Source organism: Polyangiaceae bacterium (genome assembly GCA_020633205.1).
Lineage (GTDB): Bacteria > Myxococcota_A > Polyangia > Polyangiales > Polyangiaceae > JAHBVY01.
On record JACKEB010000014.1, the window covers coordinates 628601 to 652451 of the forward strand.

20 protein-coding genes and 1 tRNA gene are annotated in these 23851 nt (G+C 64.5%); 10 read left to right on the forward strand and 11 right to left on the reverse strand.

All coding sequences use genetic code 11. The features are described from left to right. Nucleotides 1–281: 281 nt before the first annotated feature. From H6718_22750 to H6718_22765, 4 genes are read right to left on the reverse strand one after another with little or no spacing between them, the layout of a single operon-like run. Complete coding sequence (locus H6718_22750) at nucleotides 282–1181, reverse strand: hypothetical protein (GenBank protein ID MCB9588245.1); 900 nt, start codon at nucleotides 1179–1181, stop codon at nucleotides 282–284. After that, nucleotides 1174–2352 (reverse strand): hypothetical protein, encoded by a 1179-nt coding sequence (locus H6718_22755; protein MCB9588246.1) that lies wholly within the window; start codon nucleotides 2350–2352, stop codon nucleotides 1174–1176. The genes H6718_22750 and H6718_22755 overlap by 8 nt, the downstream gene beginning before the upstream one ends. 17 nt (nucleotides 2353–2369) lie before the next feature. Then, the gene (locus H6718_22760) at nucleotides 2370–3710 is read right to left on the reverse strand and encodes a FecR domain-containing protein (protein ID MCB9588247.1); all 1341 of its coding nucleotides are present in this window, start codon (nucleotides 3708–3710) and stop codon (nucleotides 2370–2372) included. Continuing rightward, on the reverse strand, nucleotides 3707–4360 hold the full coding sequence (locus tag H6718_22765) for a sigma-70 family RNA polymerase sigma factor (protein MCB9588248.1): 654 nt from the start codon (nucleotides 4358–4360) through the stop codon (nucleotides 3707–3709). The genes H6718_22760 and H6718_22765 overlap by 4 nt, the downstream gene beginning before the upstream one ends. A 168-nt stretch (nucleotides 4361–4528) precedes the next feature. Here H6718_22765 and H6718_22770 point away from each other — a divergent pair, with 168 nt between their 5' ends. From H6718_22770 to H6718_22780, 3 genes are all read left to right on the forward strand, one after another. Beyond that, a complete protein-coding gene (locus H6718_22770; GenBank protein ID MCB9588249.1) occupies nucleotides 4529–6085 on the forward strand; it encodes a diguanylate cyclase in 1557 nt (518 codons plus the stop codon). An 86-nt stretch (nucleotides 6086–6171) separates the two neighbouring features. Next, nucleotides 6172–7089, forward strand: a complete 918-nt coding sequence (locus H6718_22775) for a glutathione S-transferase family protein (protein ID MCB9588250.1) — start codon at nucleotides 6172–6174, stop codon at nucleotides 7087–7089. Between the two features lie 45 nt (nucleotides 7090–7134). After that, the gene (locus H6718_22780) at nucleotides 7135–7458 is read left to right on the forward strand and encodes a hypothetical protein (protein ID MCB9588251.1); all 324 of its coding nucleotides are present in this window, start codon (nucleotides 7135–7137) and stop codon (nucleotides 7456–7458) included. Nucleotides 7459–7477: 19 nt separating this feature from the next. Here H6718_22780 and H6718_22785 read toward each other — a convergent pair whose 3' ends face one another. Together H6718_22785 and H6718_22790 are read right to left on the reverse strand one after the other, a co-directional pair. Continuing rightward, nucleotides 7478–8953 (reverse strand): peptidase S10, encoded by a 1476-nt coding sequence (locus H6718_22785; GenBank protein ID MCB9588252.1) that lies wholly within the window; start codon nucleotides 8951–8953, stop codon nucleotides 7478–7480. 113 nt (nucleotides 8954–9066) lie between these two features. After that, entirely contained in the window at nucleotides 9067–10473 is a 1407-nt protein-coding gene (locus tag H6718_22790; GenBank protein ID MCB9588253.1) for a US12 family protein, read from the reverse strand. Between the two features lie 323 nt (nucleotides 10474–10796). Here H6718_22790 and H6718_22795 point away from each other — a divergent pair, with 323 nt between their 5' ends. Continuing rightward, on the forward strand, nucleotides 10797–12275 hold the full coding sequence (locus H6718_22795; protein MCB9588254.1) for a serine/threonine protein kinase: 1479 nt from the start codon (nucleotides 10797–10799) through the stop codon (nucleotides 12273–12275). Continuing rightward, nucleotides 12275–13267, forward strand: a complete 993-nt coding sequence (locus H6718_22800) for a hypothetical protein (protein ID MCB9588255.1) — start codon at nucleotides 12275–12277, stop codon at nucleotides 13265–13267. The genes H6718_22795 and H6718_22800 overlap by 1 nt, the downstream gene beginning before the upstream one ends. A gap of 33 nt (nucleotides 13268–13300) precedes the next feature. Here H6718_22800 and H6718_22805 read toward each other — a convergent pair whose 3' ends face one another. Continuing rightward, nucleotides 13301–14236, reverse strand: coding sequence for a hypothetical protein (locus H6718_22805; GenBank protein ID MCB9588256.1), 936 nt, complete (start codon nucleotides 14234–14236; stop codon nucleotides 13301–13303). A gap of 28 nt (nucleotides 14237–14264) precedes the next feature. Here H6718_22805 and H6718_22810 point away from each other — a divergent pair, with 28 nt between their 5' ends. The 4 genes from H6718_22810 to H6718_22825 all read left to right on the forward strand — a co-directional run bounded on the left by H6718_22810 (nucleotide 14265) and on the right by H6718_22825 (nucleotide 17028). Beyond that, complete coding sequence (locus tag H6718_22810) at nucleotides 14265–15068, forward strand: hypothetical protein (protein MCB9588257.1); 804 nt, start codon at nucleotides 14265–14267, stop codon at nucleotides 15066–15068. Nucleotides 15069–15121: 53 nt separating this feature from the next. Further along, nucleotides 15122–15535 carry a riboflavin-specific deaminase gene (locus H6718_22815; GenBank protein MCB9588258.1) on the forward strand — a complete coding sequence of 138 codons (414 nt, stop codon included), beginning with the start codon at nucleotides 15122–15124 and terminating at the stop codon, nucleotides 15533–15535. A gap of 159 nt (nucleotides 15536–15694) precedes the next feature. Continuing rightward, a tRNA-Arg gene (locus tag H6718_22820) sits at nucleotides 15695–15771 on the forward strand. Nucleotides 15772–16353: 582 nt separating this feature from the next. After that, nucleotides 16354–17028: a hypothetical protein gene (locus tag H6718_22825; protein ID MCB9588259.1), complete on the forward strand. Its 675-nt coding sequence runs from the start codon at nucleotides 16354–16356 to the stop codon at nucleotides 17026–17028. Between the two features lie 1249 nt (nucleotides 17029–18277). Here H6718_22825 and H6718_22830 read toward each other — a convergent pair. The 4 genes from H6718_22830 to H6718_22845 all read right to left on the reverse strand — a co-directional run bounded on the left by H6718_22830 (nucleotide 18278) and on the right by H6718_22845 (nucleotide 22364). Then, nucleotides 18278–19105 (reverse strand): hypothetical protein, encoded by an 828-nt coding sequence (locus H6718_22830; protein ID MCB9588260.1) that lies wholly within the window; start codon nucleotides 19103–19105, stop codon nucleotides 18278–18280. Nucleotides 19106–19465: 360 nt separating this feature from the next. Next, complete coding sequence (locus H6718_22835; GenBank protein ID MCB9588261.1) at nucleotides 19466–20254, reverse strand: hypothetical protein; 789 nt, start codon at nucleotides 20252–20254, stop codon at nucleotides 19466–19468. Between the two features lie 87 nt (nucleotides 20255–20341). Next, complete coding sequence (locus H6718_22840; GenBank protein ID MCB9588262.1) at nucleotides 20342–20767, reverse strand: hypothetical protein; 426 nt, start codon at nucleotides 20765–20767, stop codon at nucleotides 20342–20344. 166 nt (nucleotides 20768–20933) lie between these two features. After that, nucleotides 20934–22364 carry a hypothetical protein gene (locus tag H6718_22845; GenBank protein MCB9588263.1) on the reverse strand — a complete coding sequence of 477 codons (1431 nt, stop codon included), beginning with the start codon at nucleotides 22362–22364 and terminating at the stop codon, nucleotides 20934–20936. A gap of 207 nt (nucleotides 22365–22571) precedes the next feature. Here H6718_22845 and H6718_22850 point away from each other — a divergent pair, with 207 nt between their 5' ends. Then, nucleotides 22572–23831, forward strand: a complete 1260-nt coding sequence (locus H6718_22850; GenBank protein MCB9588264.1) for an NAD(P)-binding domain-containing protein — start codon at nucleotides 22572–22574, stop codon at nucleotides 23829–23831. Nucleotides 23832–23851: the final 20 nt, after the last annotated feature.

Consider the following 23851-nt stretch of genomic DNA (forward strand, 5'->3'; position numbering starts at 1 on the left):
TCCGTTGAGAAGGGATCCCGTCTGCTGACTTGACGTTGTCGTCGGTTGAAAGAGAGGTGCCCTCTCCCAGCGGAGACGGCTCACGATCTCGTGGAAAATCGCACCCAATTTATTTCACCGGGGGCCGCCTAGTGAACCTCGAGTATTGATGAAAAATCGGGTAAGTTTGAGGGTTTGTCCATTTTTGGGGGGGAGGGTGCAGCGCAAGAAGCGTGGAAGCACCCGTCGTGCTCCCAGAGGGGGCCGACGTAGCTCGAGACGAAACTACCGCGCGGAACCAGCTACGGGTCGGGCCACTTCCAGGTGAAGTCGCTCGCATCCAGCGGGTCACCGCCGAAAAACACGGTGCCTACCTTGGCCCACGAGGAGCCGTTGAAGCGCCAGAGCTCCGCGTTCTGGGCGTCGAGGTGCTTGATGCCGTAGCTCTCTCGCGGGCGCTTCGAGGGGTCGCCAGCAGTGTAGTTCAGGGGCGAGCAATCGCCGCTCACGATGTTGGCGTTGAGCAGGTCGAAGTCGTAGCCCCAGTCGCAGGTCGGGCAACCCGAGGTGAAGGTCACGTTGCTCACCGTCAGGTTCAGCTGGCAGGTGTTCGTGCCGTTGCTCCAGGTTTCCGTCTCCAGGCCTGACAACACTGCTCCCGGTTGGCCGAGTGACATGATGAGTCCACCGCCCACCACCCCGAGCTGGTACCCGACGAGCCCACCAGCACCGCCCAGACCACCGCTGCCCAGTCCACCACTGCCCCCCGCCCCGCCGGCTCCAGCGCTGCCTGCAGCACCAGCGCTGCCTGCGGCTCCTCCGCTACCTGCTGAGCCTCCGCTGCCCGCCACACCGCCGCTGCCCGCTGCGCCTCCGCTGGCTGCAGTACCGCCGCCGCCCGCCGCACCAGTGCCTGCGGTGCTCCCACCTGCTCCACCGCTCGCCTGACCTGCTGTGCCGCCCGCGCCGCCCCCGAGCGTGCCCCCAAGTCCATTCCCTGCGGAACCGGAGGCGCCTCCGTTGACGCCGCCCCCAGCTCCGCTCGCGCTGGTGCCCGCGGTCCCGGCGGTGCCCCCGCTCGAGTTCCCTCCGGCGCCTCCGCTGCCGAGTTTGGTCAAAGGGACGAGATCCGTGTCCTGACACGCTACCAACGTCAGCAACGCAAGCGCCGCAAAGGCAAACGGTCGCTGTCGATCAGTCAAGGCGTACCTCGATCCCTGCGGAGAGGAGCACCAGGGGCCGCCCCCACTCTGCAACCTCCCTGGAGTCGAAGCGGACGCGGACGCGACTCGCGGTCGCGCCGACTCGACCATCCAGGGCGGCGCGCAAGGTGTCGCTCAGTTGCCACCCGAGGCCCGCGCGCAGCAACCCGACGGGGACTACACCAGCGTCGGACTGGGCCTCGAAGCCGGCAGATGGATCGCCGCTGGTGATCAGCCAAGCGACGCCGGCCCCAGCTCCGAGCACCGGCTCGAGTCGGGTGCCGCCGGTCCACGCGAGCTCGAGGAGGCCCAAGCTCATGTGCACCGAAGCGGAGCCTTCACTCCCGCTCAGCTGACTGAACAGGCTGGGTGTCAGCAGCATGCCGGTGGCCGCCACGTGCCGAGAGAAGTCTAGCGTCAAGCCGAGCCCGATGTGGCCGTCCGCCGGAACTCCGCCGGGGCTCGCGCTGCCCGCAACCACTCCGACGAGGCGGAGCTCCTTGCCGTGGTCGAGCGGCAGCAATTGCCGCGAGGAATCGCGAGGAGTCGCCGCGGGGACTGGTTTGGCGCTTGGGGGCACCTGAGGCGCAGGGGCGCTCGCACTCGGCGCGACGTCGGTGGGGCCAGCGTCCTCAGCGGCGCCCCCCGTACTCCCGGCCCCAGCGTCGCTCAGGTCAGCTGGCGGAGGCTCCGCCGGCGCGGGCTCGGGCATCTCCAGGTGGATTTCGAGGAAGCTCGCGCGCAGCAGCTCCACCGCGCGGGTCGCGATGACCGCGTCGTCAGCGCCGCCCTTCTTCGGCTCCTGGGTGACGATCACTTCCTTCAAGACGGAGGCGTCGCCCTCCGGATCAGCGACCCAGACTTCCACCGCGTTGCGTGCTCGCGGCACGCGGATCGCTGCATTGGCACCAACGCGACCCGCTCGCTCCGCGAGACTCGTGCCGCCCTGCTGTTCCGCGCGGACATTGAAGCCGAGCTGTTCCAGCTCCGCTTGCAGGCGGCGGAACAACGCACCGGGCTCGCCTTCCACCACGAGCAAGATGCGCGGGGCGATGCGAGGCGCATCCGCAGCGGGGGCCGGCGCCGCCTCTGCATCGATGGCAGGCAGAGTGAGTCCAGCGCAAAGCCCCATTAGGCCAAGCAACCCGACAATGATGCGTACGCCCCTCACGCTCTTCGAACCTACTACTACTCGGTCGCCGATGGGGTGGGGGCTGGCGTGGAGCCACTCGAAGGCGCTGGCGCAGCCTTTTCGCCGTCTCCGGTCGGCCCAGCGTCCGCCAAGGCTGCGGCGCGATTGACGATCGCCCGAGCAAGGGGCGCGTGAGGTCCCGACGGATACCGCGCCAGGTAGTTCCTCGCGGTGCCCAGAGCTGCAGCATCCGCGCCCCCGGAGTTTTGCAGCTCCAAAACGCGACCGAGCGCCTCTCTCGCGAGGGCGCCGGTCGGTTGTTCCGCGAGGTACCGTTGGAACCAACTGAGGGCGTCTCCACCACCGAAGCGCCCGAGGGAAAAGGCCGCCATCGCCGCCGCAGAAGTCCCGGGAAAGCGCCTGCGAGCAGTGAGATACGCTTGGCGCGCAAGATTCGCGCGTCCAGCGTAGCGGGCTGAGTCTCCGAGCAGCAGTAGGTCTCCGCCTGAGGCGGAGCCGAGCACACCATCGATGCCGTCTCGCTCCGCGGTCTGCACCGCCAGCTTGTACTCGCCTTGGCGCGCCAACGCCTGCCAGGTCAAATTCGCGCCAGCATCGGGCGCTAGCTTGGGGCCGCCGGGCTTCGCGCTCGACGCACTGGGCGCTGCGCTGCCGGTCGGGCCAGCGTCTACATCCGCCGTCTGCTCCACTCGCGTCGGAGGCGGCTCGGTACGGTTCAGCGCGGCGCTGTCTTGAGGAGCCAGCTCGGCGTTGCCGTCGAGATCAATCTCGAGGCGCTGACCCGCCACGACCGTACGACCGTCGCCCAGCGTTGGACCGGTGACGAGCACGCTCCCATCTTGCATCACCAACAAGAACCGCTGCTCTGCATCGTGCCATTCCAGATCGAAACGCGTGCCCGTGACTTCGACCTCGAAGGGCCCTGCTGCAAAGGACCAATGCGCGCCCGTCAGGTGACTCACGCTGACTACGGCCTTGCCGTCCTGAAGTGTGACGTCCGCGCCGTGTTGGTTCATCGCCTTGAGTTGAGCTTGAGCGCCGGGCTCGAGTAGCACCGTCGTGCCCTCGCTGAAGCGCAGTGGTGTTTGGCTGCTCGCCTGCAGCCACTCACCCACCTGACACGCCCGCCCGGCGCTGACGATTTCGCAGCTCAGTTGCTTTTCTGGAGTGCGCAGGAAGAAGAAGAGCGCACCGAGCGTAAAGGCTGCAGCGGCCAACAACACAACGCGCGGAGTGCGACGGGTAGGGGCTTGTGTTTCCTTGAGGAATTTTTCGCGAGCGCGCTCGAGATCCGCGTTGGCTAGCTCAGGCCGACCTGCGCCTTGCGTGTCTTGCTGCCTCGCGACCTCTTCGCCTAGGCGACGGAGTGCTGTCACTTTTGCCTCCCTTCGCTCTTGGCGAGGCGCTCTTGGAGCGCTGGGTCTGCCTTCGCGTGCTCCTTGAAGAAGCTCTCGGCACGTGCCAGGCGGCGTTTGATGGTGGCTAAGGAGACATCGCAGGCAGCGGCGACCTCTTTGAGTTCCATGCCTTCGATGAAGCGCAAGGCGAACGCGATGCGTTCGTCAGCATGCATTGCCCCGAGGATTCGATAGACGGCGACGAGCTCTTCGCTGCCGTTCTCGTCGTGCCCATCGACGGGCACCGCGCTCAGCTCTTCTGGCGGTGCGGGGCGTAACCAGCGCCAGCGCGTGCGCTTGCGAATCGTACGGCGTGCTAAGTTTACGGCGATCGCGTTGAGCCAGCCTCCCAAGGCGTTTGGGTCACTGAGCTTGGGCAGATCGCGCAGCGCGTGAACGAAGACCTCTTGCAGGAGGTCCGCGATATCGGGGTCGCTGCCGAGCACTCGAACCAGCACGCGACGTACTCTCGGCGCGTGCCGATCGAAGAGCTCTCCGGCCGCTGCGCGGTCGCCCCGTTGAATAGCGCTGACGAGTGCTGCGTCATCCAGTCGTTCAGCCAGCGCACGGACCCGCGCACCACCTTGGTGGTCTGCGCGAGCGCTCCGCTTGAGTTGAACGACGGTCATCGGTTGGTAGTTCCCGCAACGGCCACTTCCGGCTCATGCATCGCGCCCTCACCCCCCAAAAAGAGCCAGCTGGTGACTCTTGGCGCGATCCCTGCGTCAGAAACCAGAAAAGCTACGAGACCTCCCTCCCGGGCTCAAGCCGGCTGCTTCAGCGCCGTTCACCGCGGTATGGCACTCGCCCTTTCTCAGCCCCCGGCCAGCATCGGACCGCACACGGTCGTCGACCTAAGCAAAGCGCGCTTGGAGAGCGGACTTTTGCACTCCACGTTGGAGCAGCTACCCGACGCAGTGGTCGTGTGTGACGTTGCGGGTGCGCTGGTGTACGCAAACCAGGCGGCGCGCCGTCTGTTCATGCTGCCCTCCACTCAGGCCCCTCCGGACTGGTTCAACAACTTCGAGCTGGTGCGGCCAGGGACCGAGGAGAGCGTGCTACCTTTGGATACACCGTTGCAGCACGCGCTACGTGGCACCCGCGTGGACGGGGCGGAGCTCGTATTGCGCACGCCCGTCGAGGCAGGCAGCTACGTCGTGATCGACTGCTTCCCCCTGCGTTCGGAGTCCGGCGAGGTCACCGGCGCGGTCCAGATGACTCGAGATATTACCGAGCGGAAATGGATCGAGGAAGAGCTACGCAACAACAACGCCGAGCTGCAGAGCAGCATCGCGGCAATGGAGGAGCGGGCTGAAGAGGAAGGGTTGATCACCGAGATGGGTGATCTGCTTCAGAGCTGCGTGACGACGGACGAGTTCTATTTCGTCGTGAGCGGCTACTGCCGACGCATCTTCCGTCGCGAACCCGGAGGTGTGTACGTGATGGCCTCCGACCGCACACAGGTGCAGCTGGTTGCCCAGTGGGGTGATGAGCCGGGACTCGCGGAGCAGTTCAGTAGTGAGGGCTGCTGGGCGCTACGTCGGAGCCGCAGCCATCGCTATGGTGGCTTACGCCTCGCGCCAGCCTGTGGCCATGCGGATTTGCATAGCCAGAGCGAATACACCTGCATCCCGATGATGGCCCAGGGTGAGGCGCTGGGTGTGTTGCATATGCGCAACCAACCTGGAGATGGGCACCTCCACGCAAGCGTGCTGCGTAGCCGCGAACGCATCGTGGTCAGCGTAGGTGAACACATCGCGCTGGCGCTCGCGAACCTCAAGCTCCGCGACACGCTGCGCTTGCAGGCGACTCGCGACCCGTTGACTGGGCTCTACAACAGACGCTACCTTGAGGAAACGCTTCAGCGCGAGCTCTCCCGAACCGCGCGTACCGAGCGCCCAGTGAGCCTCGTGATGATCGACCTGGATCACTTCAAGCGCTACAACGACACCTTCGGACATGCCGCGGCGGATCAAGTGCTGAAGGGTGTGAGTCAGCTGCTGCGGAGCAGCTTCCGCACCACGGACGTCGTGTGTCGCTATGGTGGGGAAGAGCTGGTCGTGGTGATGCCGGAGGCCTCTGTGCAGGCGGCGTATGATCGCGCCGAAGCCACTCGGAAAGAGATCGCCAAGCTCGAGATCACCCACGAAGGTCAGACGCTGGGTAGAGTCACCGCGTCGATGGGCGTTGCCGGTACCGAGGCCCACGGAAAATCTGCAGTGGACCTGTTCCGCGCGGCAGACGCCGCGCTGTACGCCGCCAAGGCAGCCGGTCGAGACGCCGTGATGGTCTACGACTCGTCGCAAACCACCGCGCCTGCGGCCCGCACCACTGGTAAAGACGAGCGCAAATAGGCTGCGAACAGACTGTTCCCTCTCCGCAACCAGGCTAGAGGTGCGCTCGCCTCCTATGCAGCCTAGGGTGCATCTAGGAGACGCGAATGGGACTCTTGATCGACGGTGAGTGGCACGACCAATGGTACGACACGGAGAAGACCGGGGGGCACTTCGTGCGCCACGACTCGAGCTTCCGTGAGCAAGTTGGCAGCGGGCCAAACGCGCGGCCCTTTTCGCCCGGGCGCTACCACCTCTACGTGAGCTACGCGTGCCCTTGGGCTCACCGCACGCTGATCGTGCGCAAGCTCAAGCAAATCGAAGCGTCCATCGACGTGAGCGCGGTGCACTGGTTGATGCTCGAAGAGGGCTGGGTCTTCAACGCAGACTACCCGGACCACGAAAATCAGAAGCAGCGGCTGCACGAGGTCTACACGCTGGCCAAGTCCGACTACTCGGGGCGCGTGACAGTGCCGATCCTGTGGGACAAGCAGACCAAGTCGATCGTGAACAACGAGAGCGCGGAGATCATCCGCATGTTCAACACAGACTTCGGCGGCAACGACCTGGATCTCTACCCAGAGCATTTGCGCGCGGAAATTAATTCGGTCAATGCCTGGGTCTACGACGACGTGAACAACGGCGTCTACAAGGCGGGCTTTGCCACCAAGCAGAGCGTCTACGAACACGCCGTCGAGCGCCTGTTTGCAGCACTGGATCGCCTGGAGGACATGCTCCGGGGCAACGACTACCTCGTGGGCAATCAGCTGACCGAGGCCGATGTTCGCCTGTTCACCACGTTGCTTCGCTTCGACCCCGTGTACGTCGGGCACTTCAAGTGCAACCGTCGACGTATCGTGGATTACCCGAACCTCTGGGCGTTCACGCGGCGGATCTACGGGCTACCCGGCGTCGCCGAGACTGTGCACCTCGATCACATCAAGGGCCACTACTACGGGAGCCATCGCACCATCAATCCGACGGGGATCGTCCCTGTCGGCCCGGACATCGACTTCGGCGTCTGACGCGACGCCACTTCGGAAGGCGCGGCTGGTGTATGCTCGCCAGGAGTGAGCCTGAGTGACGCAGAGCCGGATCCCGTAGGGACGATCATGGCAGTGACGCCGCCGGTGTTCGCGCTCTTGGGGCTCTTGATCCCGGTCATCGAAGTGCCGGTGCAAATCGTGATCTGGCTGATCGTCACGCTGCTCATCGTTTACGACGGGCGGCGCTGGCCGGGTCTTGCGTGGCCTTTTTGGCTCGCTGCCAGTGTCTGCGTGTGGCCGCTGGCGCTGCTGGGCTACGCATTCGACCGTCGCGCAAAGGGCGGCCCCGGCATCCTCAGCTTGGTCGTCCTGGGCCTGACGGTCTGGGGTGCGACTTGGTTCGTTTGAACAGCGCTGGCGCCCCCTACTAGGCGGGAATTGCCGCGCGGTAAAAGCGTTCGAGGTCGTCTCGCAGGCGCTCCATCGACGGCGGATGCACGTACATCATGTGCCCGGCGGGGTAGGTTGCCTGGTAGACGTTTGCGCGGATGTGTTCCTCCCGCCCCAGGTGAGACGCGGTGTATTCCGTAGCGAAGAAGGGCGTCGCCAGATCGTACATGCCATTCGCGAAGAACACCTTGAGGTGAGGGTTCATCAACATGCTGCGCCGCAAGTGCTCCGCGGTATTCGGGTAGCCCATGCGCTTGTCGTCCGCCCAGCTCCAGCTCTCGTTCACCTTCAAGCTGATGGCCTCGTAGCGTCGCGTGTCTGGATAGCCGAGCTCTTGGCGCAGGTACTGATTCACCGTCGCGGTGTACGGCCCGAGCGGCTGGATGTAGCTCGGGTCTTCCATCGGTAGCTCTCCGACGTGATCGGGATCCGTGCCGATGTAGCGCGCATCGAGGCGCCCGATGACCTGGCTGCGCTCACGCAGCAGCTCCTTGGTGAAGCGCCCGATCTCGATGCGTAGATCCGCCCGCTCGAGCCACGCGGCGCTGAGCCCGGTGAAGTAGGAGAGCTTCAGCGCGACCTGGGTGCGCTCCTCTGCGGGCAGCTGATTGCCCTGTAAAAGGGCGCGCGCGTAGTCACCGATGGCGTACGCTCGTGCTTCCTTGAGGAAAGATTCGAGATCGCCGCCCGGCGGCTTGACGGCGCCGTGATACGCCGCCACCGCCGCGTAGCTCGGCAAGTACAGCACATGGGGTAGGTCGTTCCCCGTCTCGAACACCAAGGTGCCGAGGTGCATCGCGTTGCTGATCATCACGCTGCCGTTCATCACCACCCCGGCTTGCAGCAGTTCATCAGCAATGGCTGCGGCGCGTGTCGTGCCGTAACTCTCCCCCGCCAAGAACTTCGGCGACGTCCAGCGGTTGTGCTTCGTCAGCCAAGTTTGAATGAACTCGGCCAAGGACGATGCATCCCGCTTGATCTCGTAGAACTCCTTGGCCTTTGTCTTGCCATGAGCGCGGCTGTAGCCCGTGCCCACTGGATCGACGAACACCAGATCGGTGATGTCGAGCAGCGAATGCTCGTTGTCCACGATGGAGTAGGGTGGGGGGAGGGGAGCAGCGGCGTCTGACATCATGAGCCTGCGAGGCCCGAGGCAACCCAGGTGCAACCACATGGCTGAGGAGCCCGGGCCGCCGTTGAACGCGAACGTCACAGGGCGCGCGGCAGCATCCGCCACCTCCCCCCGCAGATAACTCACGTGGAAAATACTGGCCTGCGGCTCATCCTCGGCGTCCCGCAAGATCAGCGTCGCGGCGGTGGCGGTGTACGGGATACGCGCGCCGCGAATCGAGACTTCGTGCTCCGTCGTATGGCTGGTTTCCTTGGGCGGCGACTTCTTGTCGCTGTCGCTCTTGCTGTCGTCGCTGTCTTTGGTGTCGCTGTCTTGCGCCATGCCGCAGTTTTCATGCATCACGCTCGCCGCCGCAATGCGTCTGCGCAAAGGCACAAAAAGCGAACCGCCCGCGAGGCAGCGCCAAGCGGGCGGTTGAGCTGTGGAGCGCTGCCTCAGCGGTTCGACATGAAGATGCGCAGCAGGAACATGAACAGGTTCCTGAGCTGCACAAGGAGCGCGAGCGCGTCACCCACTGCGTCATCCATCTCGCTCTTTCGGAAGATGTACCAGGTGACGTAGAGCAGCGTCAGCGTCGAGAGGATCGCACCGGCGGTGGCGATCGCGAGGCTGAACGGCTCGCTACCAAGGAAGAACGCCATGATGCAGCCGATGAACACCACGACGAAGCCGATGGCGACGACGCTACCGAGCCAGGAGAAGTTCTTGCGCGACACGAACACATAGCCCGTCATCGAGCAGAACACCGCGAGCACCATCAGGAACGCGTCCCGCACCGGCGCGGCGCTCATCGTCTCCCCCATACCGGCGTAGTACTGCGCGACGAACACCATCGGAGCCATCTCGAGACCCATCAACGCGGCGACGCCCATGAGCGCGGCGATGTTCAGGTACTTCACCTTGCTGAACCAGCTGGCGACGATGGTTCCCACGAACAACGCGCCGAAGGCGATGTATTGCAGGTTGGGGTTGGCGAGCATTGCGCCCACGATCATCGGAACCTGGACGATTTTCCCTTCTGGCGAAGTCATCGTCTGAGTTGGCCCAAGAGACACTGCCGCAAAGCCTACGACGACCGCCACGAAGGCAGAAGCCGTGAGCAGCCCATACACCTTGCGCAGGTACTGCAAGCGCTGCACGCCGAGAGCCGGGGCACCCACGGCTTGGGCGAGCTGATTGACCATGCCGCCTTGTTGCTGTTGCCCCGGGGCACCGGCCGGAGCGAAGCCGCCGCCACCCCCCATTGCCATCGCGCCACCTGCCATTGCACCGGCGCTTGCCATTGCGCCGCCCATGGCTGCGCCGTACGCGCCTGCCGCTTGACCGTAGCCGCCTGCCGCTTGGGCGTAGCCGCCCGCGGCTTGCCCGTAGCCGCCCGCGGCTTGCCCTGCTGCTTGGCCGTAGCCAGCCGGTGGCTGACCGTATGCTGGCGATGGCGCGGGCGCCGCCTGCTGTGCATAGCCTTGAGCTGCCTGTGGCTGCTGTTGCCATTGAGCAGCGGGAGCTGCGGGGGCCTGCTGAGCATATCCCTGGGGAGACGCTGGGGGTGCGGATGGAGCTTGTTGGCTCTGCTGGGCTGCGTGAGCTGCGGCCAGCATCGCCTGAGCCTCCGGCACTGCCTCGAGCGGCATGGTGGCGCCGAAGCCCTTGTTCGAAGCTGGCGCACTGGCCGCGGGTGCGGCGCCTGCGGGCGTCACCGTCACTTGGAAGCCACCGCCGGGCAGGGGCTGGGCCGCCATGTGCATGCCCTGGGCGGCGTAGCTCTGCTGGTACTGAGCCAGCGTCTGCTGATCGAGATCGGGGTTTCCCGTGTTCACCTGAAACGTCATTGGGCCACTCATGGCGTGCTCCTCGGAAAGGGCGCGAAAGGCGACGCTGTGTCACCTCGCGCACTCAGCATATGTGAGGCGCGGTCGGTCAGTCCCCGGCCGAGTTGCGTATTAAAGAAGAGATCAGGCTGGATTCAGACTGTGGGGAAACGGACCCCTCACTCGGGTGCTCCGACAGCGACCAGCGAGCGTCACTTTTCCATCCGCAATCTCACGAGGATGGCTCGTTTGATAGGATGTGGGGGAAGGTAGGATACGGCGTATCCGCTGGTATTCCATTGGGTCTCTGCCTCGGGCTGTCGACCGAGCGTTGGCGGGCGATACTCAAAGTCTCCGTGAACACCGACCCTGCCATGCTCAGTATCGCGACCGAGCGCGTCGGTACCACGCTGAACGAAAAGTGGCACCTGGACGCGCTGCTCGGCGTGGGTGGTATGGCAGCGGTCTACGCGGCGACCCACCGGAACCGGAGCCGCGCGGCGATCAAGGTGCTGCACCCGCAGCTCGCGATGCAGCTCGCGATGCGAGATCGCTTCCGTAGGGAAGGCTACGTAGCCAACACCGTCGAGCACCCTGGTGCGCTGCGCGTCCTCGACGACGACATCGATCCGATCTCCAAGGCGACCTATCTGGTCGTGGAGCTGCTCGACGGGGAGTCGATGGACACCCGCCTTCGGCGCGCGCCTGCTCTCGACTACAGTCAGCTGGTGCGCATCGCGTGTGACGTCCTCGAGGTGCTCGAAGCGGCGCACGCCAAGGGTGTCGTCCATCGGGACATCAAGCCCGACAACATCTTCTTGCTCGAGGACGAGTCGGGGGAGCACATCGGCACGAAGCTCCTCGACTTCGGCGTTGCGCGGCTCGTGGAGGAAGGCGCCGGCAGCGTGACGCTGACCGGCAATGCCATGGGCACGCCAGCGTTCATGGCGCCGGAGCAAGCCGAGGCGAACTGGCCGGAGGTCGAATCGAGGACGGATATCTGGGCGCTGGGCGCCACGCTCTTCTTCGCGATCACCGGGCGCTACGTGCACGAGGCGCGGAACGCGAACCTGATGCTGATCCATGCGGCAACGCGGGAGGCCCCGGAGCTCTTGAGCGTGGACTCCAGCGTGCCTCCCGCCTTGGCCCAGGTCATCGATCAAGCCTTGAAGTTCGATAAGGCCGACCGCTTTGCGTCTGCGGCTGACTTCGCGGACGCCTTGCGCGCGGCGCTCGCCGAGAGCGAGCCAGACGTATCGCTGCCGATGAGCTTGGTCCCCGCGACGGACCAATCACTCACGTTGCCCGCCAGTGCGCCGACATCCAGCGAGACGCTGGCGAGTGCGACCCTGAGCAAGACTCAACCCAGCGGAGCTCCAGAAGCTCGAGCGCGCTGGCCTTGGATAGCGGTAGCGGCCCTGGTGTGCGGCGGTGCGCTCTTCTTGGCGTTTGGCTATCCCGGCAGCGACTCCGGTGCTGTGCCTTCGTCCCAGCCGTCGGCCGAACAGAGCGATGGCCTCCCCGCGGAGCCGGCGTCCGCCACGGGGCCTGAGCCGCCACCCCCGAGCACGAGCAGTCCCGTCCCGAGCTCAGCGGATGAAGTCCCCACTGCGGCCTCGAGTGCCTCAGCGCCCGCGGCCAGCGTTTCCGCGGCGAGGGCTCCTGCACATCCGAAACCGCCAGTTGTGGCAACGTCTAAACCAGCCTCCACCCCGGTCAAGCCAGCTGCCAAAGCTACCGCTTCGCCAACGGGGCGTGCTACCGCTGAAGCCACGCCGAGCGCGGCGTTTCCGCCGCCAGCGCCCAAAGCCGATCCCTTCGACCGCCAGTACTGATGCGATTCAACCAGCCAAGTCCAGTTCGCGTGATGAGTGTGCTCGCGACGTGCGCGGGCTTGCTGCTCACAACGAGCGTCGGTCGCGCCGACCCAGCGGCAGAGGCGACGGCGCTCTTCCAGTCAGCGCGTGACGACATGAAGTCTGGCAACTACCAAGCAGCTTGCCCCAAGCTGCGGGCGAGCCTGCGGCTCAAGCACGCTTCGGGGACGCTCTTGAACCTCGCCCTCTGCGAGGAGCAAGCAGGAGAGCTTGCGAGCAGCTGGGCTCATTTCCTCGAGGCAGCGGCTTCGATGTCTCCAGGAGACGAGCGCATTCCCATCGCGAAGCAACGCGCTGCCGCGCTGGAGCCGCGTTTACCCCGCCTCACATTGCTCCTCCCCCCCGGCGCCCCAGAATCCACGCGGGTCGAACGGGATGGTGAGGCGGTGTCCAAGGCAAGCCTCGGCGTCGCGATCCCGGTGAATCCGGGGAAGCACCGCATCGTCGTGATCGCCGAAGACGGTGGACGAACCGAGGCCGAGCTCGAGATCTCCGAACGCGGAGCGCAGGAGCTGACCCTGACACTGCCCGCACCGCTGCCCAAGTCCGTCGAGCCTACGCCCAATGGGGCTCCGCCAGCAGGATCTTCTGCCCCGGGGCGAATCCCTGGGGATACGGGGGCCAATGAAGCAGGGCCTCCGACGCTTGCAATCGTCGTAGGTGGCATTGGCGTGCTTGGCGTGGTCGCTGGCGCGGTCACGGCAAGCATGGCGCACTCGAAACGCGATCAGGCGGACGACCACTGTCCCAACCAGCGCTGCGACGCCGAAGGGGATTCGCTGATTGAGGATGGCAAGCAGTTCGCGACCATCTCATGGATCTCCTGGGTGGTCGGTGGGGTCGGTCTGATTGGCGGGACCTACTTGTGGCTCTCCCACGACTCGTCGAATCAGATCGACGTCGCCGCTGGCCCGAGCAGCGCGTCGTTGCGCTATCGCCTGCGCTTCTAGGGAAACCGCGGTTCTAGGTAAAACGTGGTCTGACTAGAGCAGCGCATCCGGGTCGGCGCAGCCGTCTTTGCCCTCGAAGGTCGCGCACTTCAGCCCCAGGGGATCGCACGTTGGGTCCGCGGCGCCAGGGTTGTCACACGGAATGATGCAGAACCCGTATGCGGGTTGGTTTGGGTTCGAGATGGGACAGAACATCTGCTTGCCCGAAGCCGTGTGAGTGGGGCAATCCCCGTCGTTCTCACAAGGGATCCGGCAGGTGCCCTTGGTTCCGAACGGATCTGGATAGCAGCTGCAGTTCGCTTGAGAGCAGTCGTCTAGCGGTTGGGGGTCTGCGCTGAAGTCGCAGAGCCCGTCGGCGCGGCACTTCGTCGCTTCGTCCATGTAGCTGCAGTCGGAGTCCTGCTGGCATTTGATGCTGCAGGTGCCGAAGCCGCTGAAGGTCCATTCGGCGGAGCACTGGTTGCCGGTCACGCACTGGTAGCCCGCGAACTCGATGTCGCACTGCTGGATGCAAGCGCCGTTCTTGCCCACGCCGACGCACGTGCCTGTTTTACCATTGGGGCCCATACAGCCTGGCTCGGCGGCGTCGCAGGCCGAGGCGCAGCTTGGCGCGTTCACGTTGACGTAGAGCGCGAAACTCCCCGCCGTCGACATGTCCTTGGTGCAGAACAGATCTTTCCCGCACTCGTCGCTGCTCTGACAGTGCGCGCCCCACGGTTTGATACCGCCGTCCATCGCGTCGCTGCCGGCGTCGCTAACACCGCCGGTGCCCGCTACGCCTGCGCTGCCAGCGGTCGTCCCCGCAGAGCCTGCTGTGCCGCCAACACCGCCAGCACCTCCGGTTCCCCCTGTGCCACCAGCGGCTGACTCATATCCCTCGAAGCTGGGGGGGAGGACACAACGCACGAGCAACGTGGCGCTCAACAAGGTGGCGCTCAGCGTGACCAACCGCGTGATCCTCCGGGGCATCCCCACGAGGATAGTCCGAAGCCTTGCGATGTTTAAGCAGAGCCGCTACGCGAAGGATATGTTGACCCTCGTTTCCCCTCCCAACTCCAGCAAAACGCCGCGCAAACCCTTCGGCACGGCTTCATTCTTGGTGCTCCTGCTTGCGGCGAGCCTCGGCTGCAAGAAGGTCGACGATTTGCGCGGAGGGGGAGAAGGCGCGGCCGCGTCCAGCTCCGCGGCCGTCAGCGCGGGCAGCGCAACCAGCGCCCCGGCGGGAGAAGCTTCTGGAACAGTGCCTCTGCCTTTTGCCGTGGGGCAATGGACCCGCTACAAGACGACGCGCGACGGGGCTCCAGCAGGCGACGTGAGCTATCGCGTGACGGGCAAAGAGGGCAATGCGTTCTGGATCCAGATCCAGATCGATCAGCCGGGTGGCAAGGCAGCGGACGTGAGCATCCTGATCGACTTCAAGAACGGTCGTGCGTCCAAGGACTTCAAGGTCGAGAAAGCGAAGGTCACGCTGCCCACGGGTCAGAGCCACACCCTGAGTGGTCCGATGCTTAGCGCCGCAATGAAGGGCTTTGGCGGGCAGCTCGCTGCGCTGGCCGTTGACAGCTTGGAAGGCCTGCCGCAGGAAGACGTGAAGGTGGCCGCTGGCGACTTCAAGGGTTGCTACTATCGCGACTTCGACTTCAAGGTCATGAACATCCACTCCAAGGGACGCGTCTGGAATCACACCAAGGTGCCGATCAACGCCATGGTCAAGAATGAGAGCAACACGGACGGGTCCAAGGTGGTGTTCGAGCTCGCGGAGTACGGCCTGACCGCCGACGACAAGCAGGCTGCGCCGTGACACTCATCGTCCCCACCGCGCCTGAACTCGACCTGGCCACTGCCGAGGAGTTCATGCGGGCTGCGATCGCGGAGGGCAAGCGTGCCCTCCCAGCATGCCTACCGAATCCGCCTGTTGGCTGCGTGCTGGTGCGTGACGGCGAGATCATCGCCCGGGGCTTTACCCAGCCACCTTTCGAACACCACGCGGAGCCCATGGCGCTAAGTCAGGTCCAGGGCGACCTCGAGGATGTCACCGCGTTCGTAACCCTCGAACCCTGCTCCTTTCACCAGCGCACCCCGTCCTGTGCCCGGGCGATGATCTCGCGCCGGGTCGGCGCGGTCTACGTCGCGCTCATCGATCCTCACCCCCGAAATCAAGGCGCGGGTCTGAAGCTGCTGCGCGATGCCGGGATGCGAGTCACAGAGCATTTCCTTGCGGAAGAGGCCCGGCCCAACCTCGAGCCATACCTGCTCAAGCCGGGCTGACGCTGCCGAGGCCCGGGGCGAGTTAGAAGGCGGCGCTGGGGGAGGTGGATCGCCCCAGTCTGTGCGCGATGGGGCCGGCGAACTCGACCCAGATCGCAAAGCCTTGACCAAACGCAGATTGCCTAACACTATCCAGGCCGTCGCGGCTCGCCACGACATGCGCCCCTAGCTCAGCTGGATAGAGCGTCGGACTTCGAATCCGCAGGTCGCAGGTTCGAATCCTGCGGGGCGCGCCACTCGCGGAGGCCGCTGCGCGGCCGGAGCGAGTGGCCCACCCCGCAGGATTGTGATCCCTCGCAGGTTCGATTCGAACTGGACGGAGTCCAGCGCGCTGGACGGAGTCCAGTGAGAACCACGGTCGGCGAGCCCCTGCGAGCCGAACGCGCGCAGCGCGTAGTGAATCCTGCGGGGCGCAGGGTGGCGTCCTCAGTCGATCACACCCCGCGAAGCTGAGTCCAGCGCGCTGGACGGAGTCCAGTGAGAACCACGGTCGGCGAGCTCCTGCGAGCCGAACGCGCGCAGCGCGTAGTGAATCCTGCGGGGCCGGCTGGCAGCGAAGCTGGCCGGAGCGAGCTGCCCCCCCCGCAGGATGTGCTCCGCCGCAGGTTCACTTGCGCCTATCGGCGCATGCGCGCTTCCGCGTTCACAACATCTCCTTGGATGCGGCCCGCAGCCCAAGTGGGAGAAAGCGACTCGGTCGCAGCAACAGACGTAGTCTTGGTCGCGACCCCCGGCGCCGTGGGCAAAGAGGTGAGTGCGGCGGGCTTTCCGGCTCTGTGATTGGAAGGCGCGACCCTTCGCGAACGTAAGAGCGGTGCGTGGCGGAAGAAGTCGAGCGTGATCTGGAAGTCTTGACCCCTGCTCAGGTGGAGGGCCTAGAGAAGGCTATTACGGAGCTGATCTGCGAGGAGCTCGGAGTTTCGGAGAGCGAGATCGATGCGCCGATCGAGGACGTCGCGGTGGTCGATCCCGAGTTGCCCAACACGTTCATCCGGATCCTGAACGACGACTGGGAAGTGCTGGACATCTTCGGATGTAGCGAAGGGATCTGGGGGCGGGACCTCTCGCTCTCGTTCGAGCCGGAAGCGGATCCCCAGAGCATCCGAGAGGCTCGAGACTACGCGGTGGGTCGCATCCGAATGCTGATGCTCGAGCTCCGCGCCAAGCAGGAGGCCGAGCGGGTCGTGGTTCCGCCGCCGCCCCTCGAACCCGGCGTGATCGAGCAGGGCGTGTTCGACAATGTGGCCGAACAACTATTTCAGCCGCGCGAGAGCGTGCGTCTCGAGAGCAATCTGAGAAGCGATCTCAACGCAGATGCGCTCGACCTGACCGAGCTCATCATGGCGCTCGAGGAGACCTTCGTCCGCGAAATCGATGTGCCCAAGCGCCGTGACTCGGGTGGCTTTGAGCTCGTGGTGCTCGACCGTGAACTGACGGTCGGTGGCTTGATCGAGCTACTGAAGGCGCAGCTGTGCGCGCCGCCTCGCGCCTGAGTGACCCTGCTGCTAACCCTTCTCGAGCGCCGACTGCAGGGCGGAACGCCCCATCGCGTTGAGACCGAGGATCTCGTCAGCCCCAACCTCCAGCGACGCCGCGGAGCACGCGCTGGGGATGTGGACGCAAGCCGGACCAATGCGGCGATGTCAGCGAGGGCGTCGGAGTCGAAGCGCGCCCCGAGCGGCGCCCCGAACCCGGCTTCGGCTAAGCGAGCGAAGGGTCCTGTAAAGTGCTCGTTGGTGGTTGCCCGAATCGCCCGAATGCGACCTTCACCGACCACCTCGTCGTGGGTTGAAATCAACTCCGCGGGATCGAGTCGCTCGCCGACTGCGTGAACGTCACCGCTCAGCGAACAGGTTGGGCTGTCGACGTACACGTCGCCCTGTAGTGGTTCGCCGATGCGATAGAAGTCGACGCGAAGCCCGCAATCGTCGTCATTCTCCACGTCCCAGTCCATTGCGTACGTTTGCCCGCAATCCGTCCACGAAACCAACTGCGGTAGCGGCTCAGAACAGCTCGCGTTGCTGAACCCTGGTACAGCGAGATTGCCGAGAGGCACATACGACCCATCGAGAAGCCAAAGATCGGTCTCGAGCCGACGATCCCAGAAACGGTAAGACGCTTCCGCGCCATCGGCGGCTCGCAAGAAGCGTTCGCTCACTCGCTCGTTCAGCTCGCGGGTCAGGAGCTTCCCGGAGACGCTGCGCTCCAGCGGGAGGCGCTCGATGAACTCGAACTCCGAGTAGTTGTCTGGCGTTTCCACCGGAGAACAATCGTCGGCGCTGTAGTAGACATCGGGGCGCGGCAGCTTCTTCCCGATGCGAACCAGCTCGGCCCCGAGGTACGGTTTGCAGTACGCGCCGCCGTAGTCGCGGATCGAGGCGATGCCTGGCTCGGTGTCCGAGTAGAAGAGGAGAATTGGTTTCGTGCAGCTCGAGTCTGCGAAGCCGACGACCATGTCGTGGGGTAGGCACCAGAACTCGTCGCCGACGCGCTCGAAGGTGCACCGCGCTTCGAGTTCCGTGTCGTACCAGCCCACCGCTTCGCGTTGGCTGCCAACCGCCTCCCAGACGACCTTGAGTCTCGAGCCAGAGTGAGTTCGCAGCTCGCCGTGCTCAGGTTCCGACTCAGTCTTGCCACAGCCGCTCGAGGCGAGAATCGCCACCACCGTCGTCGCAACGATCCGCTTAGTCCAACCCAATGTCGCCTCCCCGGCCGAGTCTACAATCGCCGGGATGGTGAGCGCTATCGCAGGTCGAAGCTCCCGGAGATCTTGGGCGCCTCGGTGCAAGATTGGAGGGAGACACCTTCGATGTGCACGTGGCTCGGTTCCCAGTGACCACCTTCTCGGTTTCCATCCACATAGCTCTGGCTGCCAGCGCACGCGAGGCTGATCCGCGAGCCCTCGAGCGTGATGTACTCCATGAACTTCACCTTCCGTCGCTGGTCGGCGACGTCTAGCTGAAGTCGTAGCTTGCCCTTCTGAGTCGCGAACTCCAGGGTGCCCCGGCTGTCGGTGTTGTAAACGAGGATCTTGTCGTCCACGGTTTGTCCCTCGATGGTTCCGCAGACGGCCTTGCCTTGCGCGCCAAAATCGAGGACGCCATCTCCCGGGGGAACCGAGTCGCAACGTTGAAGCGCGTGGAGTTCTGTTGCCGTCAAACTCCCGAGCACGTTGCCTTCGGTCGTGAAGCTTGCCTTTGGAGCACACAGCAGCGGACCCGAGGCAGTGTTGAGTAGCGCGCTTGCTGCGTGATCACCGTCGGGGTGAGGGCCCTGGTCCTCGAAGCTCGAGCGTAGCAGTAGCTGGCCGCTAGCGAAGTCGAGGCCGGTCAGGCTTCCGTAGCCCTCGTTGCCTTTCACGCACTCTCCAGCCGTCGCCTTTCCGTCGATATCTCCGGTTAGTGAGAGAGCCGAAAGGCAACCGCGCCCCGCTTCGCCCTTCGGCGGGAGCTGGAGTGCTTCTGGCCCAGGTGCCGGTGCGAAGCCTTCGGGAAAGACGATGGTCGGGCTCAATGTACAGGCGCCAGCGCCTGACAGAAGAAGGCAGAGGAGGCCGTTGGTTAGTCGCATTGTCAGTGCTCAGATCCCTGTGGTCGCGTCGCCAGTCGAGTCTCGCGCAGCGCCTAGGTTTGAACTATTCGACTGTGCCCGTGAAGTGTCTCTTCACGCGATCAGTCCAATCCGAGCTTTGCTTCTTATTTCCGCGCGGTGATACTTGGTCAACCACTCACGTTCGAGCACCCAAGACGGCCACTCTGCGAGCCGTGAACCTAAAACGGCCACCAGCGTCGCTTCGGTTTGGGCAAAGCCGGGGGCTCGACCTTCGCTCTCCCACTCATTCACGATCCCTTCGGCCAGATCGGTGAGCGCCTGCTTGTCCCCTGGCGGAACCGCGACATAGTCTAGATGCCACGCGGAAAGTAAAGTGGGCTACGAGTCAATCGAGGACAGGGCAACACGAGCGAAGTTGGAGATCGTCGGCGCCATGCGGAGGGCATCGGGAGACACCGCCGCGAAGCGCGGAGGCGGAACGAGAGAGCACGCAGACCTCGGGAGCTCAACCCTGGTCGGAGCACTCTCCGCTGCTGTCTCCGATACTTCCAGGCTCTCCAAGACCCGATCCACTTCGCGACGATTGCGACTCAAGGCGTGGTCGCTGAACGTCTCGTCGTGCTTCGGGTCATCGAAATAGGCCTGACCAGGGTGCTCTAGTTCGTCCGATCCTTCCATCAGCCCAGCCATGAGCACCGTCTCACGCATTCCGGTGAGCCTGTCGGTGGTCTGGCAAACGAACTCGATTGTGCCGTCTTCGATCGGGATTAGGAGCCTGCAGTCAATCGACTCCAGCCCCGGCTCGTAGGCAGTGCGGTGTCGGATCTTGGCGATTGGCTCGTCGTCGATCACGATGCGATCGCACTCGATGATTGGTGACCAGGTTGGATCGTTGGTGCGCGGTTCTCCCTCCCCCCCACGCTCTGCTGCATTCAAAGCCCAACGCTCGAGGAACATGCCCTTGGCTTGACGCTCCACCTCGCGTCGCCAGGCGTCGACGTCATCATCCCAGCGGAAAGGCAGCGCAGAGCGAACACAGTGCCAGAGTGCACCCGTCTCCTTGTGCACGAAGACGGCGCTGCGCTCTCCATCCTTGAGGACCTCGACCTCACCTGGGTCGAATGTCACGCCATGAACGCCTTGCTTCAGTTCCTCTACGAAGGCCACGGCCGGGAGCTTAGTTCTTGCGACCCCGACCGCCAGGCTCTTAGCGCTACCGCGCAGTCGTCTTGCGAGACCGCGCGGTCGACCCGATCACCCGCCGGCGGCAAGCATCGCAACACCAACGAAGAGCGCGAGCACGACGATCGCTGCCCCGAGGACCATCGCGAGGGCGAAACCGATGATCTGCACGATCGCCAAGCCCCCCAGCTTGCTCACCGCGCTCATCAGGTGATCGATGTCGTTCCCTTGGGTGCTGGAGATCTGCTTGAAGGAATTGCCAACCCCGATGAACAGGATGCCGATCACAATCAGCGTGATCGAGATGGGCAGGTTGTAGAACCACTGCCCGAACCCCCAGAACCAAGAGAACAGGAGCTGGCCCACGCCCCACACGATTTGCATGATGCCAGCGAAGGTCAGCTTGGCTCCGGTGGAAGACAGCTTGGCGTCTTGTTCGGGCGTGAACTCATAGCCTCCGCCCGCGGGACGCGCTGAACCCGGCGGGCCTCCGGACATGGGTACTCCGTAGCCACTCGCCTGCCCCGACGCGGGGCCATATCCGTATCCGCCGCCTTGCATCCACTCCCCCTTGGTAGACGCGCTGAGAAAGCCCCCATGCGCGCGCGACACCGTACCGCAAGGTCGCAGTTGCCGAAAGCGCGTACCTGCTGGAGGCGCCTAGCTAGAACGTGTCGGGTGGAAACACGAACAGCATTCCGTCGCTCGAGTTGGTGTTGGGGTTCTGATGACCTGCGAAGGAGCCAAATGTATAGCCGGCAACGGCCACTTCACCTCTGGGGCTGGCGGATATGCTCTTAACCAAGTCCGCTCCGGTCCCGAAGTGGAACGACTTCCGCGGTTCGCCGTCGCTCGACCAACTCTGCATCCACACTTTGCCTTTCAGCTCTCCCGCGATAACAGGAGCACCATTGGGGAGCAGGGTTAGCGAAGGCACTCCGTCCAGCCGCAGGGGCTTACTCCATAACGCCAGGCCCGCGGCGTCATACTTGTAGAGGACCTGCTCGTCGCGACCTTCGAAGTCGCTGGTGTAGTAGCGATTCCCCGCGGCGTCGATTTCGATCTCTGACGCGAACTCGTAGGCTGAGAACAGGATCCGGTCGTCCACGACTTCTCCGTTCGGCGTCAGCTCGATCTGGTGAGTACGACCGATCCCGTTGCAACAACCGTAGGACACCCCTGCCAATACGAGCATGTTTCCCTGTGGAGTCGTTGCGAGGTCGAAGAAGTAGTCGTCGTCGTTGGTGTCGTAGACCGTGTGCCAGAGCGGGTTGCCCTCTTCGTCGAAGGTGGTCAGCACGGCTTCGGCTCTTACCCCGTTCTGGTTGTAGATGTCGCCCTCTGAGGACCCAAAGACGATGGGGCGGCCGTTCGACAGCTCCAGATAGCAGATGTCGTCCTTGGCCCCTCCAAGGTAGCGTTCCCAGAGCAGCTCGCCCGCAGGGGAGTACTTGCGTAGCGCGCAGTCGCCGAACCCACCCCCGCCGATGATCTCCGCTTCGCTGGGGATATCCGCTGTTCTCGTGGTGACGGTGTTGTAGAGGTTCCCGTCGGAGTCGAGTCGAACGTGCCAGCCTATGCTCCCCCCGGTGCCTTGCTTGGTCCAAACCACCTCGCCTTGAGGACTGTATTTCCGCGCGAAATCGGCGGCTAGGTCGCCGTCGTGAGGCCCGTCGAGCGCTTCGGTCGTCTTGCCCGTGATCCAGATGTTGCCTTGTGTATCGAAGGTCGTGCCCCGGACGGCTTGGTCGGCTGGGCCACCAAACTGATCGAACCAAGCGACGGGGGCGCAGTCGGCTGGTGCTTCTTCCGTTGCTTCCACGACCACGCTGCTCCCGGCGGGGCAGCCGCCCGAACCTGCAACCCCGCCGCTCCCTGCTGTGCCGCTGGTGCCAGCGACGCCGCCCGTCCCAGCATCGCCGCTCGTACCTGCTGTACCGTCTGCTCCACCTGGTGCGCCGGCCGCGCCGGCGCTGCCTGCGGCGCCCGAAGCTGAGCTATCGTCCTTGGACGAACACGCGACGGCACCCGGCATCAAGCAAGCCAACAACGAGACGATTTGAATGCGAAAAGTCCCAAGCAGCGGAGAACGCATAGGACGGGTATGGCAGCAATCGTCGCTGAGCACCATTCGCGGCAGCGGTAAGCGAGCGAGCTTCACAGTCGTCGATAGAGCTGGTTCCCTGAGGATCTAACATCCAATGCTGATAGGGGACGGATTCAGGATTTTGCAGCTTCTAGTTGCACGCGCTGCACTTCCGGTGGACCCGATTCCTCCTCAGGATCTGCTCCGGAGTCGAAAATGCGAATCGCTATCATCGGGACAGGTCAGGTCGGGACGACGCTCGGTCGCGCTTGGGCAAACGTGGGGCACGAGGTCGTGTTTGGATCTCGGGGGAGCACGTCCCCGGTTGTAGGTTCATCAGTCGATACGCCAGCAGCCGCGGCCGCGTGGGCTGACGTCGTCGTGCTGACCATCCCCTGGGCTGCTGCCTCGCAAGTAGTCCCTGCGCTCGGTGATCTCCAGGGCAAGGTCCTGATTGATGTCACGAATCCCATTGGGCCTGGCTTCGTGTTGACCCACGGGCACGACGGCTCTGGTGCGGAACAAGTGGCTGCCTTGGCCACGAACGCGCGGGTGGTGAAAGCGTTCAATAGCACTGGGCTCGAGAACATGGCCAATCCGCAATACGGCCCACATCGCATCTTCATGCCGGTCGCGGGCGACGACGGGGACGCGGTCTCCAAGGTGGTGCAACTCGCGGAGCAGATTGGCTTTGATGCGTATGGCTTCGACAGTCTGCGCCGGGCTCGTGAGACCGAGCCCCTGGCGATGCTCTGGATCAAGCTCGCGCTTGCGTGGGGAAACGGACGCAATATCGGATTTGCGGTGTCCCGTCGGCTGGAGCGAGATGCTCCCAGCTCTGCACGGCCGAGCAAGCGACAGCGCATCGCGATCGTGGGTAGCGGCAACATCGGTGGTGCGTTGGCGCGCGCTTGGCTGCGCACCGGTCACGACGTGCGCATCGTCACACGGGACGCGAACGCAACAGGCGTGAAGGCGCTCGTCGCGCTCGGGGCGACCACCTCTGGCATCGCCCAAGGCGCAGACCAGCGCGACGTGATCGTGCTCGCGATCCCGGCGGGCGCCGTCGTCGAGGTCGCGCAGGCCATGGGTGGCCTCGAGGGGCAGGTGGTCGTCGACTGCACCAACGCGATCGGTAAAGGCTTCACGCTGACGTACGGACACACCACGTCTTCATCAGAACAGCTCGCTAAGGCGCTACCAGGCGCGCGCATCGTGCGTTCCTTCAACCAACAAGGCGCGGAGGTGTTGGTCAATCCCGTCTTCGCAGGCACGCGCGCCACTAACTTCGTCGCGGCGGACGATGACGACGCGCGCAACAGCGTGCTCGAACTCGCGGCTGACGTCGGGCTCGATGCGGTGCCCGCCGGGCCGTTGGCTTCAGCACGCTACCTCGAACCCATGACGGTACTCTGGGTTTCGCTGTCCAAGGCCATTGGTACGCGGCAGTTCGGTTGGTCGCTCGTGCGCCGCTAGCTAGTCAGGTTCAATCGACG